The organism is Candidatus Rhodoblastus alkanivorans (assembly GCF_022760755.1).
GTDB lineage: Bacteria > Pseudomonadota > Alphaproteobacteria > Rhizobiales > Beijerinckiaceae > Rhodoblastus > Rhodoblastus alkanivorans.
In genome coordinates, this window is sequence record NZ_JAIVFP010000001.1 from 1 (window position 1) to 15,000 (window position 15,000).

The window sequence follows — 15,000 nt, forward strand, 5'->3', positions numbered from 1 at the left end:
CGGAAGATATTGCGGAAACGGCGGCATGGCTCGTGGCCCTGCCGCCGCATGTCAATATAAACCGCATCGAAATGATGCCGACCTGCCAGGCCAGCGGCGCCTTGACGGTGAAACGGAACGTCTGACGCCTGTTCAGATCGCGCCGTTGATCCATTTGGCGAGTTCGCCCTTGGGCGCGGCGCCGACCTTCTGGGCCGCGAGCTTGCCGTCCTTGAACAGCATCAGGGTCGGAATCGAGCGGATGCCGAGCTTGCCGGCGACCGCCGGGTTTTCATCGACATTGAGCTTAACGATCTTGACCTTGCCGGCATAATCCTTGGCCAGCTCCTCCAGCGACGGGCCGATCATCTTGCACGGTCCGCACCATTCCGCCCAGAAATCCACGACCACCGGCGCCTCGGATTTGAGAACATCGGATTCGAAAGTGGCGTCGGTGACTTTGACGGTGGACATGGAAACCTCTCGTGCGGGGGGATCGAATCCCGGATCTGTGGGTGAAACTGCGGCCAAAGTAGGTAGGGCGACCTCCTGCGTCAAGCGCGCGGGCGCCGCCAACCCCTTGCGCCTGAGCAAGAGTCAGGCCGGAAACACGCCTTTGGTCAGAAATTTACGCGCTTTGGAATTTCCTCGCGGGTTTCCCGGCGCCGGACGCCGGCCCTCGCCGCCCACGCCCGCCGGTTGCCATGGCGGCACCAGATGTTTCTTGCCCGGCCCGATGAGATCGGCCCGGCCCATGCTTTTCAGCGCCTCGCGCAGCATCGGCCAGTTCTCCGGATCGTGATAACGCAAAAAGGCCTTGTGCAGGCGGCGCTGGCGCAAGCCCTTGACGGCCGAGACCGGTTCGGAGGCGCCGTGGCGCACGGGCTTCAAGGGATTGAAGCCCGAATGATACATGGCTGTGGCGAGCGCCATGGGCGAGGGCAGAAAGGTCTGGACCTGATCGGCGCGGTAATTGTTGCGCTTGAGCCAGAGCGCGAGATTCATCATGTCCTCGTCGCTCGCGCCGGGATGGGCGGCGATGAAATAGGGAATGAGATAATATTCCTTGCCCGCCTCGCGCGCCGCCTTGTCGAACAGGACCTTGAACTTGTCATAGGCTCCTATCCCTGGCTTCATCATCTTGGAGAGCGGGCCCTCCTCGGTGTGCTCCGGCGCGATTTTCAAATAGCCGCCGACATGATGGGCGACCAGTTCCTTCACATAGGCCGGACTTTTGACCGCGAGGTCGTAGCGCACGCCGGAGGCGACCATGACCTTTTTGACGCCTTTGACCTCGCGCGCCTTTTTATAAAGCTCGATCAGCGCGTCATGGCTGGTGTTCAGGTTCTTGCAAATGTCGGGATAGACGCAGGATAGCTTTCGGCAGACGTTTTCGGTCTCTTTGTCCTTGCAGGCCATGCGATACATATTGGCGGTCGGCCCGCCGATATCCGAAATGATCCCGGTAAAACCTTCGGTCTTGTCGCGAATCTCCTCGATCTCTTTCAAAATCGAATCCTGCGAGCGGCTCTGGATGATGCGGCCCTCGTGCTCGGTGATCGAACAGAAGGAGCAGCCGCCGAAACAGCCCCGCATGATGGTCACGGAATGGCGGATCATCTCCCAGGCCGGGATTTTCGCGCCGTCGTAAGATGGATGCGGCGCGCGGGCGTAGGGCAGATCGTAAACGCCGTCCATTTCCGCCGTGGTCAGGGGAATGGGCGGGGCTGTGAGCCAGATGTCCTTGTCGCCATGTTTCTGCACCAAAGGCCTGGCGTTGCCGGGATTGCTCTCCTTGTGCAGCACGCGCGAGGCGCGGGCGTAAGCCTCGGGCTCGGCGACCACCTGGTCGTAAGCCGGCAGGCGGACGACGACCTTGTCGCCCTTGACGTGAATCCCCTCGTCGCCGTCGAGGTCGTCCGCATGGGCCTCGGTCCAGCCCTCGGGCGGCGCGCCGCGCAGCAGCGCAAGGCCGCGGATGTCCGAGAAATCCTGAGAAACGCCCTTTTTGGCGATGCGATGGGCGACCTCGACCAAAGCGCGCTCGGCATTGCCGTAAAGCAGCAGGTCGGCCTTGGAATCGAGCAGGATCGAGCGGCGGATCTTGTCGGACCAGTAATCGTAATGGGCGATGCGGCGCAGCGACGCCTCGATCCCGCCGACGACGACGGGCGCTTGTGGAAAAGCCTCGCGGCAGCGCTGAGCATAGACGATGACCGCGCGGTCCGGCCTTTTGCCGCCCTCGCCATGGGGGGTGTAGCTGTCGTTATGGCGCAAGCGACGGTCGGACGTATAGCGGTTGACCATCGAATCCATATTGCCCGCGGTCACGCCGAAGAACAGGTTGGGTTTCCCCAATTGCTTGAAGGCGTCGGCGTTTTTCCAGTCCGGCTGGGCGATGATCCCGACCCGAAAACCCTGGGCTTCGAGCAGGCGGCCGATGATCGCCATGCCGAAGCTCGGATGATCGATATAGGCGTCGCCGGTCACGAGGATCACATCGCAGGAATCCCACCCCAAGGCCTCCATCTCGGCGCGCGACATGGGCAGGAAGGGCGCGGTCCCGAAGCGGTGCGCCCAATATCTGCGATAGGAGAACAGCGGCTTGGCCGTCGGAGCCAACGTGTACGTTTGATTCATGGACCTCTGACGAGATTGTCGGCGCCTCGAAGCGCGTTAAACTCTTGCGCGCGGCGGCCTGGACGAAACGGGCTCCCGCGCGATTTTTGGAAGAATAACAATTTTGGAGGGAAAAATGGCGAAATTCTTTATCACCGTTCGTTCCGTCGATGGCGATGAATTCGGGACCTCGATCGGCGCCATTCGTTATCTTGTCGTTCCGGATGGAGAAGCGCCCAAACCGTCGCATCGGGTTGGGCTGCGGGTCTGGGTTTCCCAGATGATGACGACGTTCGCCCGCAATGCGGCCGGCGCCGCGGAAGGCGATCTGCTGTTTTTCGTCCATGGCTACAACAACGGCGCCAATGACGTCGATCTGGCGCATCGCGAAATTGTCCGAGGGCTTTCCGGAAAATTGCCGATCACCGTGGTCAGTTTCGACTGGCCCTCGGCCAAAGAACCCTATGCCTATCTCGAAGATGTGGACACGGCGAAAAAAACCGCAATCGATCTCGTCAATGCGGCGGTCAAGCCGCTGCTCGCGGCGCAAACCGACACCTGCCGCGTCGCGGTTCACGCCCTGTGCCATTCGATGGGCGCCTTTGTCCTGCGCGAAGCGCTCGACCATGCCGACGACGGGCTCAGAACCGGCAGCGACTGGACGCTGAACCAGCTTGTCCTGATTGGCGGCGATGTGGAGGCCGCGGATTTCGTCGCCGGGAACAAGGACACCGAAAGCATGCTCGATCATGGCTATCGGCTGACCAATTATTTCAACCGCTACGACGAGGTGCTTCAAATTTCCAACGCCAAAAGGCTCGGCGTCGCGGAACGCGTCGGCCGGGTTGGACTGCCCTCCAACGCGCCGGCCAAGACCGTCAATGTCGATTGCAGCGAGTTATATGCCTCGCTGGCGAAACCCGGCCCAAATCCGGGCGACCTTTTGGGCTTTTCGCACAGCTGGTATTTCACCACGCCGCGCTTTTACGACGATCTCAGCCAGAACCTGAATGGCAAGGACGATCGGCAAGTCATCGCCGGTCGCGGCCGCGACGCCGCCGGCAATCTCACGCTGCTCGCGTGAACGCGGCGCTTCCGGCGAAGTCAGTTCCCTTCGCCGGAAGCCGCGAGCGCGTCAATGCCTTCGCGAAAAGTCGGGAAAGCCAAATCAAAATCCAGCAAAGCCTTCATCCGGCGGTTGGAGACGCGCTTGTTCTCGCCGTAAAAGCTGCGCTGCATCGGGGTGAGCGGGGTTTCCTCGAAGGGCTTTTCGGGCGGCGGCTCGACGCCAAGCAGTTCGGCGGCGAAAGTCACGACTTCCTGCGGCGGCGCCGGCTCGTCGTCGGTGACATTGTAGATTCCCCCGGGCGCCGGGCCGAGCAGGCAGGCGTTGATGGCGCGCGAAATATCCTCGACATGGATGCGGTTGAAGACCTGGCCGGGTTTTATCAGCCGCTTCGCCGTACCCTCGCGCAATTTCACCAGAACATTGCGACCCGGCCCGTAAATGCCGGAAAGCCGCAGCACATAGACCTCCTTGCCGGACGCCCGTCCCAACGCGAACCAGCCGGCTTCCGCCGCCAGGCGCTGGCGGCTGCGCAGGTTGGAGGGTTTGGGCGTCGCCGTTTCGTCGATCCATTCGCCGTCATGATCGCCATAGACGCCGATGGTCGAGAGATAGACGATCTTTTTCAGCTTTTTGGCGGCGGCGATTTCCCCGCCAAATCGGCGCAGGACGGGATCGCCGGCGTCGTCTGGGCCGGCGCTGACCAGAAGCGCGTCGGCTTCCGCGATCGCCGCCGCCACCCTTATATCGACATTTTCCGCCGCGCCGTCGAAGGGCAGCAACTCGACCCTGCCGAGCGTCTCAGCCTTGGGCGCGCGCTTGGTGCCCGCCACCTCGGCGAAAGCCTTGGCGTGATGGAGCCCGTAATAACCGGCGGTATAGCCGAGGCCGAAAATCAGCAGTTTCACGCGCCTTCCCTCCCTTTCGTCGCGGCGTCCCATTCCAGGCGCACCGTCTCGTCGCTTTCGCGCGCCCGCTCTTGCTCGGCGAGCTGATTGAACTGCGTCTTCGGCAGAAGCCGGGCCAAAGCCCAGACCGCCATGCCGCGCGCCAAGGGCGAGATATGGTCGAGCCGCGCTCTAGCCAAGGGGGCGAGCCGGGAATCACCGGAATTGCCGATCGCGACCAGGACATTGCGCAAGAAACGGGCATGGCCGATGCGCTTGACCGGCGAGCCGGCGAAAAAAACGCGGAACCGGGCTTCGTCCATCGCCGCGAGTTCCGCGAGCGGCGGCGCGACGAGGTCGGCGCGGGCCCGCAATTTCGCTTCATGCGCTTCTGCGGCGAATTTGTTCCAGGGGCAGACCGCAAGGCAATCGTCGCAGCCATAGATGCGATTGCCGATCTTTTCGCGCAGGTCGCGCGGGATCTGGCCTTTGGCCTCGATGGTCAGATAGGAGACGCACAGCCGCGCGTCGATCCGATAGGGCGCATCCAGCGCCCCCGTGGGGCAGGCGTCGAGACAGGCGCGGCAGTTTCCGCAATGATCGCTTTCGGGCGCGTCGGGCGGCAAATCGAGCGTGGTGAAGATGCTTCCCAGAAACAGCCAGGAGCCGAAATCGCGCGACACCAGATTGGTGTGCTTGCCCTGCCAGCCGATCCCTGCGGCGTAAGCCAGCGGCTTTTCCATCACCGGCGCCGTGTCCACGAAAACCTTGACCGCGCCCTCCTCGCCGAAATTCTTTGCGCGCGCGAGCAAGGCGGCGGCGAGCAGCTTGAGCTTGCCTTTGACCACGTCGTGATAATCGCGGTTCCGGGCATAGACGGAAATATTGCCCGCCGACCTCGCCGTCAGCCCAGCCAGGGCGTCGCCCTCCGGCCCGTAATTCATGCCGAGCAAGACGATCGAGCGCGCCTGCGGCCATAATTTCCGCGGATCGCCGCGCCAGTCGCGTCTTTCCGCCAGCCAGTCCATATCGCCATGCCGGCCCTCTGCCACAAAGGCGTCGAGCGCCGCCGGCGCATCGGCAAGCGCGTCGGGCGCGGCGATCCGGCAGACGTCAAAGCCGAGACGGGCGGCCTCGCCGCGCAAAAAGGCTAGAAATCGACCGCGGCGTAGATCGGGTTGGTCGCCACGCCCGGCACGCGATCCGCCAGCAGCGGGCGGAAACTCGGACGGCTTTTCAGGCGCTGATACCATGACTTGGCCGGTTCTTCCTCGTCCCACGGCGCGTCGCCGAGGAAATCGACGCAGGACAGATGGGCGGCCGCCGCGAGATCGGAATAGGTCATTTTGTCGCCAGCAAGCCATCGGCGCGTCGATTCCAGATAGGAAATATAGCGCAGATGATAGCGCACATTGGCCCGCGCCGCGCGCAGAAGGTCCATGTCCGGTCCGCCGCCGCCGATTTCGGTCGCGGTGAAGCGCTTATAGACCTTTTCAGTCACCAGCCAGTTGGTGACCTCGTCGAAGAATTTATCGTTGAACCAGGACATCAACCGGCGCACTTCGACCCGCGCGACGGGCGAAGCCGGCAGCAGGCGATGGTCGCCGAGCCGCTCGCCCAGGGTCTCGTCCAGCCATTCCGCGATCGGGCCGGCGCCCGGGATGACCATGCCATTGTCCTCGACCAGAACCGGAGTCCGGCCAGCCGGATCGAGCATCAGGAATTCGCGGCGTCTTTCGTGGACACGCTCTTCGATCAGTTCCACTTCGACGCCATATTCGCCCAAAGCAAGCCGGACGAAGCGCGAATGCGGACAAAGCGGATGATGATAGAGCTGGGGCATGCCTGACCTGATTCGACCCCTATGACCCGTCCGATCGGATCGTAATCGTATAGAGACGACGCCGCGCGGTCACAAGAGCGCTTAGCCCATAAAAGTTTAACAACTTCTTGCCGAAACGCCGTCGCCGTCAAAGAGGCCGAGCCGTTCGGCCAATCGCCGCATCTCGTGGGAATCGAGATAATCGGTTGCGGAAAATCGCCGGGCCAGCGCGAAATCGAACGCGCTCCAGCCGGGAAAGGCGGTCAGGCTGGGGGTGCGCCGAAGGCGGCGAATCTCGGCGCACTGGCGCAACAGCGCGCGGAGGTTTTCGTCCTCGTCGCCGTCGAGCCATCCTTCAAGATCGACCGGGCCCAGCATGGCGCCCTCCGCGCTTCCAAGAACGGCTCCAAGAACCGCAAATGGCCTTTGTAACCAATCGTTCATATGACAACCAGGTGACAAGCGCAAGCGGCGCGGCCGGATCAAGCCGTCGAACTTCCGGAAACAGCCGTCTTTTCAGTAAATTGGCACAGATCGGCGATCGGACAGGCGGGGCAGTCGGGCTTGCGCGCCTTGCAGATGTAGCGGCCGTGCAGGATCAGCCAATGATGGGCATGAAGCAGAAATTCGTCCGGCACGATGGCGGTGAGGCCCCTTTCAACCTCCTCGGGCGTTTTCCCGCGCGCCAGGGGAATTCGGTTTGAAACGCGGAAAATATGGGTGTCCACTGCGAGCGTCTTTTCCCCGAAGGCGACATTGAGCACGACATTGGCGGTCTTGCGCCCGACGCCAGGCAGGCTCTCCAGCGCCTCGCGGCTGCGCGGAACCTCGCCGCCGAATTCCTCGATCAGCTTGCGCGACAGCGCGATCACGTTTTTCGCCTTGGCGCGAAAGAGGCCGATGGTCTTGATCTTGTCGCGCACAGCCTCTTCGCCGAGCGCCAGCATCTGCTGCGGCGTCGAGGCCGCGGCGAACAGGCCCTTGGTCGCCCGATTGACCCCGGCGTCGGTCGCCTGCGCGGAGAGCACCACCGCCACCAGCAACGTATAGGCGTTCACATAATTGAGCTCGCTCCGGGGATCCGGGTTCAATGCGGCCAGGCGGGTGAAAATTTCGCGCGCCCGCGCCTCGGCGGCGGCGCCTTTTCGCGCCGTCGCGCGTTTGGCTAGATCAGTTGATTTTTTTGCCGGCGCGGCGCGGGATTTGCTTTTCTGTTGCAGCATGAAAAAACTTAACCGCATTACGCGCGGCGCGACAAGCGAGGGAGCGGCATGAGTCCGGATGACGACTGCGGCGCCGGCGCGGACGCCGTGCTTTATGCGACGCGCCTGCGCCCGCAGCGCTCGCTGGCGCGGCGCGGGCGGCGCCGGGTTCTGACGCTGTTCGCCGCGATCCAGGCGCCATTGGGCCTCGCCCTGATCCTGCGCGGCGCCTGGCCGGCGGCATTCTTTCTGGCCCTGACCTGGGCCGGACTCGCGCTCGCCTTCGCCCGCAACGCCCGGGCCGCTCTCGCCTATGAGGACCTCGAACTGAGCGCGATCGAGCTTTATTATGCGCGGGTCAATCCCGCCGGGCGGCGGCGCGACTGGCGCTTCAATCCGCTTTGGGTGCGCCTCGCCATCGAAAAGCACGAAGAATTCGGGGTGGAGCGGCTCGCCCTGCTGTCGCGGCGAACCCGGGTCGAGGTCGGCGCCTTTCTCGGGCGCGGCGAAAAAACCCGGCTCGCCGAGGATCTTTCAGCGGCGCTTGCCCGCGCCAGAAGGGGACCCCGTTTCGGCGGCCCGCGCCACGATTGACCGCAAGATCGGATGGGAAAGAAAAAGGACCGCCTCTTACAAAGCGGTCCAAGTCTCAGGGAGGAAGCGCCTGCTTTCGCCGACGCATGTGACGTGGTCACGAAAAGAAGATAGGCCCGCTTCAATCCCTTTCTATTGATTTGGAACAAACACGCGGTCGCTTTCATCGCTACATTATGTCGCAGGCGCCATGGAATCCGGCGCAAAGCCGGCCTTTTCACACGACCGGCGCGGGCGATGGCCAGGGAGCGCTCGCGATCCCGCCGCGACGCCGAAACGGGTCGTGATTTCGCGCACATGGGACGGTTTGGGCGGACGAAATCGCCATTGCCTTTTTCAGTCGCGGCTTTACCCTGAATTGGACGCGCATTCGCGCGACGGGAGAATGGAATGAGCCGGATCACGCTCGAACAGGCCAACGCCATCATCGCCGCCGCCTTGGCGAAGGGCCGGGAGCTTGCCCTCAAACCGTTGACGATCGCCGTGCTCGACGCCGGAGGCCACGCCATCGCCCTGCAAAGGCAGGACGGCGCCGCAAATCACAGGCCGCAGATCGCGATCGGCAAGGCCAGCGGCGCGCTGGCGCTTGGCGTCTCCTCGCGCCAGATCGGGGAAATGGCGGAAGCGCGGCCGATCTTCGTCGCCGCCCTGGGGCCGATTCTGCCGCACGGTGCGATTCCCGCCGCAGGCGGGATCATCCTGGTCGGGACGGACGGCGCGCCGGTCGGCGCCGTGGGCGTGACCGGCGACACGTCCGACAATGACGAGGCCTGCGCCCTCGCCGGGGCGGCCGCCGCCGGCCTCAAGCCGCAATGATCGCGGCGCGCGCCAGCCGAAACGCCAGCCGGACGGAAGCGTCCATGTTCCAGTCCTTGCCGGCCTTCGCTTTCGTCACGGAAGGCGCGTCATGATCGTCATGCCGCAGCCCGACGAAGCGGTGCTGGCCCGGCGCGGCGAAATCGTCGCCGCCTTGCGTCAATTCGTTCCCGGCGAGGGCGTCATCGACGCCGAAATCGGGCGGCGCGCCTTCGAATGCGACGCCCTCACCGCCTATCGGCAATTGCCCATGGTCGTCGTCCTGCCGGAAACGACGGCCCAGGTCGTCGACGTGCTGCGCTATTGCGCGGCCAACAGGATCAAGGTCGTGCCGCGCGGCGCCGGCACTTCGCTCTCGGGCGGCGCCCTGCCGCTGGCCGACGCCGTGCTGCTTGGCATGGGCAAGTTCAAGCGCATTCATGAAATCGATGTCGCCAACCGCTGCGCCGTGGTCCAGCCCGGCGTCACCAATCTCGCCGTGACCCAGGCCGCTCAAGCCTACGGCCTTTATTATGCGCCGGACCCCTCCAGCCAGATCGCCTGCACCATCGGCGGCAATGTCGCGGAAAATTCCGGCGGCGTGCATTGCCTGAAATATGGCCTGACCACCAATAATGTCATCGGCGTCGAACTCGTCACCATGGAGGGCGAAATCGTCCGCTTGGGCGGCAAGCATTTCGACGCCGGGGGCTACGATCTCCTCGGCGTCGTGGTCGGCTCGGAGGGCATGCTCGGCGTGGTCACCGAGGCGACCGTCCGGCTGCTGCCGACGCCGCCCGGCGCGCGCGCCTTGCTGATCGGCTTCTCAACGATCGAGGGCGCGGCCGATTGCGTCGCCGAGATCATCGGCGCCGGCATCGTCCCCGGCGGGATGGAGATGATGGACCGGCTGGCGATCCAGGCGGCGGAAGATTTCGTTCACGCCGGCTATCCGCTCGACGTGGACGCCCTGCTGATCGTGGAGCTTGACGGTTGCGGGGCGGAGGTCGACCACCTGATCTCGGCGGTCGAATCGATCGCCGGCAAACATGGCGCGACGACCTGCCGCGCCAGCCAGTCCGAGGCCGAACGCCTGCTGTTCTGGGCCGGACGCAAGGCGGCCTTCCCCGCGGTCGGCCGCATCTCGCCGGATTATCTGTGCATGGACGGCACGATCCCGCGCAAAAGGATCGGCGAAGTCCTGCTGCGCATCAAGCAGATGGAGGGCCAATATGGCCTACGCTGCGCCAATGTCTTTCACGCCGGCGACGGCAATCTGCACCCTCTCATCCTCTATGACGCCAATGAGCCCGGCGAACTCGATCGCGCCGAACAGTTCGGCCAGGACATTCTGCGGCTCTGCGTCGAGGTCGGCGGCGTGCTCACCGGCGAGCACGGCGTCGGCGTCGAAAAGCGCGACCTGATGGGCGCGATGTTCAACGAGACCGACCTCAACCAGCAGCAAAGGCTGAAATGCGCATTCGACACCGAAGGCCTGCTCAATCCCGGAAAAGTCTTTCCCCAATTGTGCCGCTGCGCCGAACTTGGCCGCATGCATGTCCATGGCGGGAAGCTGCGCTTCCCCGACCTGCCGCGTTTTTGAACGGAACGCCCGATGACGGAGTTGCAACCCGCGGACGCGGATGAGGCCGCCGAAATCATCCTCTGGGCCGCGACCGAAGGCAAAACCCTCGAAATCTGCGCCGGCCGCAGCAAGCGCGCGCTCGGCCGCGCGACAACGACCGACGCCGTGCTCGACATTTCGCGTCTCGCGGGCGTCGTTCAATATGAGCCGGCCGAACTGATTCTCACTGCGCGTCCCGGCACGCCGCTAAAGGAGATAGAGGCTCTGCTGGAAGGCAAGGGGCAGATGCTCGCCTTCGAGCCGCCGGACTGGCGCGGGCTTTTGGGCGGGGGCGGCGAGCCGACGCTCGGCGGGACGATCGCCTGCAATCTCTCCGGGCCGCGCCGTGCGCGCGCCGGCGCCGCGCGCGACTTTTTCCTCGGCTTTTCCGGCGTCAACGGCCGCGGCGAAAGGTTCAAGGCCGGCGGCAAGGTGGTGAAGAACGTCACCGGCTACGATCTGTGCAAGCTGATGGCCGGCTCCTTCGGCACATTGGCTTTGCTGACCGAAGTCACGGTCAAGGTGACGCCGCGACCCGAATCCGCCTGCACTCTGCTGATTCCCGGCCTGACCGACGAAGCCGCCGGCGCCCTGATGAGCAAGGCGCTGAACACGCCCTTCGAGGTCTCGGCGGCCGCTCATCTGCCGAGCGCGGCGGCCCGCCGCCTCGGCTTCGCGGAAAGCGGCCTGACCGCGCTGCGGATCGAAGGCCCGGCCCCCTCCATCGCCTTCCGCGCCGACGCGCTCGAACAAATCCTGGGTTCGGGTCCGAGGCTCGACGCGGGCGAAACCGCCGCGCTGTGGCGCAAGATCGGCGAAGCGGCGCCTCTACTGCCGCAAGGCGAGCGCGTGGTCTGGCGGCTCTGCCCGACCCCGAGCGCGGCGGCGGCGCTCATTTCAAACCTGCGGGGCGAGCTGCCCTTGGCCGATTTCTTCTATGACTGGGCCGGCGGCCTGATCTGGCTGAGCCTCGACGCGACCGAGGCTGGTCCCGATGCGGGGGCGGAGGTCGTGCGGGCCGCGCTCAAACCGCATGGCGGCCACGCCACACTGGTCGTCGCTAACGCGGAGATGCGCGCCAAAGTCGCAGTGTTCGAGCCGGAGGCGCCGGCGCTCGCCGCCCTGAGCCGTCGGTTGAAACAAGGCTACGATCCCTGCGGGGCGCTCAATCCCGGCCGGATGCGCGAGGCGGAGTGACATGCAGACCCATTTCACCGCCGCCCAGCTTGCCGATTCCGACATTCGTGAAGCCGACAAGATTTTACGCGCCTGCGTCCATTGCGGCTTCTGCACCGCGACCTGCCCGACCTATGCTTTGCTCGGCGACGAACGCGACAGTCCGCGCGGGCGCATCTATCTCATCAAGGAAATGCTGGAGAACGACCGCCCGGCGGATGTGGAAACGGTCAAACATATCGACCGCTGCCTGACCTGCCTCTCCTGCATGACCACCTGCCCCTCCGGCGTACATTACCTGCATCTGGTCGATCACGCCCGGCGCAGGATCGAACAGACCTACCGGCGGCCGCTCCAAGACCGGCTGTTGCGCCGGATGCTGGCGGTTGTGTTGCCCAATCCGGAAATTTTTCGATTCGCGCTCATATTGTCGGCTTTGACCAAACCGCTGGGCTTTCTGCTGCCCCATAAGTTGCGGGCGGCGCTGGCCCTGGCGCCCGCGAGGCTTCCGCCGCGTTCACGCCTCGAAGGTTCGCGCGTCTTCCCCGCCACAAGTCCGCGCCGGCGGCGGGTCGCGCTCTTGGACGGCTGCGCGCAAAAGGCGCTGTCGCCGCAAATCAATGAGGCCACGATCAGATTGCTGACGCGACACGGCTGCGAGGTCGTCGTCGCCAAGGGCTCCGGCTGCTGCGGCGCGCTGACGCATCATCTCGGCCACGACTCGACGTCTTTCGCGCGCGCCAATATCGAGGCCTGGTCGCGGGAGATGGCGGCGGGGGGGCTCGACGCCATCGTGATCAATGCGTCAGGCTGCGGCACGACGGTCAAGGATTATGGCTTCATGTTCCGCGACGACGCCGCTTTAGCGGAAAAGGCGAAAGTGGTTTCGGCGCTTGCGCGCGACATCACGGAATTACTCGACGACATTGGCCTGCAGGAGCCGGCCCACCGCCAGGATCTGCGCGTCGCCTATCATGCCGCCTGTTCGCTGCAACACGGACAGAAGGTGCGGGAGGCGCCGAAAAAACTGCTCGCGGCGGCGGGTTTTGTCGTGCTTGAGCCGGCGGAAGGCCATTTGTGCTGCGGCTCGGCCGGAACCTATAATATCATGCAGCCGGAAATCGCGCTGCGCTTGCGCGACCGCAAGGTCGCCAATCTCGAAAGCCTCGCGCCGCAGGCGGTCGCTGCGGGCAATATCGGCTGCCTGACCCAGATCGCCTCGGGCACGAAACTGCCGGTGGTCCATACGGTCGAGTTGCTGGATTGGGCGACCGGCGGGCCGAAGCCCGCCGCTTTAGGCTGAGCGGGCCTTGGCCTCGCGTCGGCGGGCGTGCAACACGGGTTCGGTATAGCCGTTGGGCTGTTTCGCACCCTTGAACACCAGATCGCAGGCCGCCTGAAAAGCGACGCTATTGTCGAAATCCGGCGCCATGGGGCGATAATTCGGGTCGCCCGCATTCTGCTGGTCCACCACCGCCGCCATGCGCCGCATCACGTCAAGCACTTGCTGAGCGTCACAGATTCCATGATGCAGCCAATTGGCGATATGCTGACTCGAAATCCGCAGGGTGGCGCGGTCCTCCATCAGCCCGACGCCATGAATGTCCGGCACCTTGGAACAGCCGACGCCCTGGTCGATCCAGCGCACGACATAGCCGAGAATTCCTTGCGCGTTGTTTTCCAATTCCTCGTTGATTTCTTCCGGCGACCAATTGGGCCGGTCCGCCAGTGGAATCGTTAGGATGGCGTCGAGTTTTGCCGGCGCGCGGCCGGCGATTTCCTTCTGGCGCTCCAGAACGTTGACGTCATGATAATGGGTTGCATGCAAGGTGGCGGCGGTCGGCGACGGCACCCAGGCGGTGTTGGCTCCCGCGCGCGGATGGGCGCTCTTGGCCTTCAACATGGCCGCCATCATGTCCGGCATCGCCCACATGCCCTTGCCGATCTGGGCGTGGCCGGGCAGGCCGGCGCTTAAGCCCACATCGACATTGTTGTCCTCGTAAGCGGCGATCCACACCGAATTTTTCATGTCGTTCTTGCGGATCATCGGACCGGATTCCATCGAGGTATGAATCTCGTCGCCGGTGCGGTCGAGGAAGCCGGTGTTGATGAAGAACACGCGATCCTTCGCCGCGCGAATGCATTCGGCGAGATTGACCGTGGTGCGGCGCTCCTCGTCCATGATCCCCATCTTGACGGTGAAGCGCGGCAGGCCGAGCGCGTCCTCGACACGGCCGAAAATCTCGTTGGCGAAGGCGACTTCCTCCGGCCCGTGCATCTTCGGCTTGACGATATAGATCGAGCCGGCGCGGCTGTTGCGGACCCGGCCAAGCCCCCTGAGGTCGTAAAGCGCGATGAGGGAGGTGAACATGGCGTCGAGCAGGCCCTCCGGCGCCTCGGCGCCGTCGATCAGAACCGCGTCGCTGGTCATGAGATGACCGACATTGCGCACCAGCAGCAAGGCCCGGCCGGGCAGGACGAAGCGCTCGCCCTCGGGCGATTTGAACGCGCGGTCCGGCGCCATGTGACGCTCGAATTCCTGGCCACTCTTCTCGAAGGTCGCGGAGAGATCGCCCTTCATCAGGCCGAGCCAGTTGCGATAGACAAGAACCTTGTCCTCGGCGTCCACGGCGGCGACCGAATCCTCGCAATCCTGAATGGCGGTCAGCGCGGATTCCAAAACGATGTCGGAAACGCCGGCGCGGTCGGTCTTGCCGATCGGATTGCTGCGGTCGATATGAATTTCCACATGCAGCCCGTTGTGAACGAGCAGAATGCCGCGCGGGGCCAGTGGTTCGCCCACATAGCCGGCGAACACGCCCGGATTGGCGAGCGCCACGACGCCGCCGTCGGCGATTTGCCCATGGAGCAAGCCGTTCTCGACATAATAATGCGTGAGGTTGCGGTGCGAACCGTCCGTCAGAGGCGCGATTCGATCGAGAAAATCGCGGCCCCAGGCAATGACGGAGTCGCCGCGCGCTGGATCGTAACCCTTTTTGGTCGGGACCGGCTGGTGGATCGCATCTGTTCCATAAAGCGCGTCATAAAGGGAGCCCCAGCGCGCATTGGCGGCGTTGAGGGCGTAGCGCGCGTTCATGATCGGAACGACGAGTTGGGGTCCGGCCTGCGATGTGATCTCGGGATCGACCTTGGCGGTCGTCACCTGAAACGAGTCGCCCTGCGGGACGAGGTAGCCGATTTCGCTCAGATAGCGCCGATAGGCTTCCGCGTCGAAA

Annotated in this window: 14 protein-coding genes (1 of these 14 only partly in view); 6 read left to right on the plus strand and 8 right to left on the minus strand. The window is 64.2% G+C overall.

The genetic code is table 11. The annotated features are described in order from the left end of the window. Positions 1-132 precede the first annotated feature (132 nt). Positions 133-453 carry a thioredoxin gene (trxA, locus tag K2U94_RS00005; RefSeq protein WP_243065255.1) on the minus strand — a complete coding sequence of 107 codons (321 nt, stop codon included), beginning with the start codon at positions 451-453 and terminating at the stop codon, positions 133-135. Between the two features lie 123 nt (positions 454-576). Beyond that, positions 577-2,619 carry a YgiQ family radical SAM protein gene (locus K2U94_RS00010; protein WP_243065256.1) on the minus strand — a complete coding sequence of 681 codons (2,043 nt, stop codon included), beginning with the start codon at positions 2,617-2,619 and terminating at the stop codon, positions 577-579. A gap of 115 nt (positions 2,620-2,734) precedes the next feature. Between K2U94_RS00010 and K2U94_RS00015 the strand changes: the two genes are divergently transcribed. Next, positions 2,735-3,682 carry an alpha/beta hydrolase gene (locus K2U94_RS00015; protein ID WP_243065257.1) on the plus strand — a complete coding sequence of 316 codons (948 nt, stop codon included), beginning with the start codon at positions 2,735-2,737 and terminating at the stop codon, positions 3,680-3,682. Between the two features lie 20 nt (positions 3,683-3,702). Here K2U94_RS00015 and K2U94_RS00020 read toward each other — a convergent pair whose 3' ends face one another. From K2U94_RS00020 to nth, 5 genes are all read right to left on the minus strand, one after another. Next, positions 3,703-4,572 carry an SDR family oxidoreductase gene (locus K2U94_RS00020; protein ID WP_243065258.1) on the minus strand — a complete coding sequence of 290 codons (870 nt, stop codon included), beginning with the start codon at positions 4,570-4,572 and terminating at the stop codon, positions 3,703-3,705. After that, a complete protein-coding gene (gene queG, locus K2U94_RS00025) occupies positions 4,569-5,804 on the minus strand; it encodes a tRNA epoxyqueuosine(34) reductase QueG (RefSeq protein WP_425332491.1) in 1,236 nt (411 codons plus the stop codon). The genes K2U94_RS00020 and queG overlap by 4 nt, the downstream gene beginning before the upstream one ends. Continuing rightward, on the minus strand, positions 5,702-6,394 hold the full coding sequence (locus tag K2U94_RS00030; protein ID WP_243065260.1) for a glutathione S-transferase family protein: 693 nt from the start codon (positions 6,392-6,394) through the stop codon (positions 5,702-5,704). Before K2U94_RS00030 ends, queG begins: the two co-directional genes overlap by 103 nt. A 96-nt stretch (positions 6,395-6,490) precedes the next feature. Further along, positions 6,491-6,751, minus strand: coding sequence for a hypothetical protein (locus K2U94_RS00035; protein WP_243065261.1), 261 nt, complete (start codon positions 6,749-6,751; stop codon positions 6,491-6,493). Positions 6,752-6,855: 104 nt separating this feature from the next. Further along, positions 6,856-7,596, minus strand: a complete 741-nt coding sequence (nth, locus tag K2U94_RS00040) for an endonuclease III (protein WP_243065262.1) — start codon at positions 7,594-7,596, stop codon at positions 6,856-6,858. Positions 7,597-7,644: 48 nt separating this feature from the next. Here nth and K2U94_RS00045 point away from each other — a divergent pair, with 48 nt between their 5' ends. From K2U94_RS00045 to glcF, 5 genes are all read left to right on the plus strand, one after another. Next, on the plus strand, positions 7,645-8,169 hold the full coding sequence (locus K2U94_RS00045) for a DUF2244 domain-containing protein (RefSeq protein ID WP_243065263.1): 525 nt from the start codon (positions 7,645-7,647) through the stop codon (positions 8,167-8,169). A 390-nt stretch (positions 8,170-8,559) separates the two neighbouring features. Continuing rightward, the gene (locus K2U94_RS00050) at positions 8,560-8,985 is read left to right on the plus strand and encodes a GlcG/HbpS family heme-binding protein (protein WP_243065264.1); all 426 of its coding nucleotides are present in this window, start codon (positions 8,560-8,562) and stop codon (positions 8,983-8,985) included. Between the two features lie 91 nt (positions 8,986-9,076). After that, entirely contained in the window at positions 9,077-10,567 is a 1,491-nt protein-coding gene (locus K2U94_RS00055) for an FAD-linked oxidase C-terminal domain-containing protein (protein WP_243065265.1), read from the plus strand. A gap of 12 nt (positions 10,568-10,579) precedes the next feature. After that, on the plus strand, positions 10,580-11,785 hold the full coding sequence (glcE, locus tag K2U94_RS00060) for a glycolate oxidase subunit GlcE (protein WP_243065266.1): 1,206 nt from the start codon (positions 10,580-10,582) through the stop codon (positions 11,783-11,785). Between the two features lies 1 nt (position 11,786). Next, positions 11,787-13,067 carry a glycolate oxidase subunit GlcF gene (gene glcF, locus K2U94_RS00065; RefSeq protein WP_243065267.1) on the plus strand — a complete coding sequence of 427 codons (1,281 nt, stop codon included), beginning with the start codon at positions 11,787-11,789 and terminating at the stop codon, positions 13,065-13,067. Here glcF and K2U94_RS00070 read toward each other — a convergent pair. After that, positions 13,059-15,000: the 3' portion of a malate synthase G gene (locus K2U94_RS00070; protein WP_243065268.1), read on the minus strand. Its footprint extends 224 nt past the window's final position; only the last 1,942 of its 2,166 coding nucleotides appear in the window; its start codon lies beyond the right edge, outside the window; it ends in the stop codon at positions 13,059-13,061. The genes glcF and K2U94_RS00070 overlap by 9 nt on opposite strands.

Excerpts from the sequence above, each read along its gene's own strand:
- queG (WP_425332491.1), bottom strand. The coding sequence starts at position 5,804 with ATGGTATCAGCGCCTGAAAAGCCGTCCGAGTTTCCGCCCGCTGCTGGC.
- nth (WP_243065262.1), bottom strand. The coding sequence starts at position 7,596 with ATGCTGCAACAGAAAAGCAAATCCCGCGCCGCGCCGGCAAAAAAATCA.
- K2U94_RS00045 (WP_243065263.1), top strand. The coding sequence starts at position 7,645 with ATGAGTCCGGATGACGACTGCGGCGCCGGCGCGGACGCCGTGCTTTAT.
- glcF (WP_243065267.1), top strand. The coding sequence starts at position 11,787 with ATGCAGACCCATTTCACCGCCGCCCAGCTTGCCGATTCCGACATTCGT.
- K2U94_RS00050 (WP_243065264.1), top strand. The coding sequence starts at position 8,560 with ATGAGCCGGATCACGCTCGAACAGGCCAACGCCATCATCGCCGCCGCC.
- trxA (WP_243065255.1), bottom strand. The coding sequence starts at position 453 with ATGTCCACCGTCAAAGTCACCGACGCCACTTTCGAATCCGATGTTCTC.
- K2U94_RS00030 (WP_243065260.1), bottom strand. The coding sequence starts at position 6,394 with ATGCCCCAGCTCTATCATCATCCGCTTTGTCCGCATTCGCGCTTCGTC.
- K2U94_RS00055 (WP_243065265.1), top strand. The coding sequence starts at position 9,077 with ATGATCGTCATGCCGCAGCCCGACGAAGCGGTGCTGGCCCGGCGCGGC.
- K2U94_RS00035 (WP_243065261.1), bottom strand. The coding sequence starts at position 6,751 with ATGCTGGGCCCGGTCGATCTTGAAGGATGGCTCGACGGCGACGAGGAC.
- glcE (WP_243065266.1), top strand. The coding sequence starts at position 10,580 with ATGACGGAGTTGCAACCCGCGGACGCGGATGAGGCCGCCGAAATCATC.
- K2U94_RS00010 (WP_243065256.1), bottom strand. The coding sequence starts at position 2,619 with ATGAATCAAACGTACACGTTGGCTCCGACGGCCAAGCCGCTGTTCTCC.
- K2U94_RS00015 (WP_243065257.1), top strand. The coding sequence starts at position 2,735 with ATGGCGAAATTCTTTATCACCGTTCGTTCCGTCGATGGCGATGAATTC.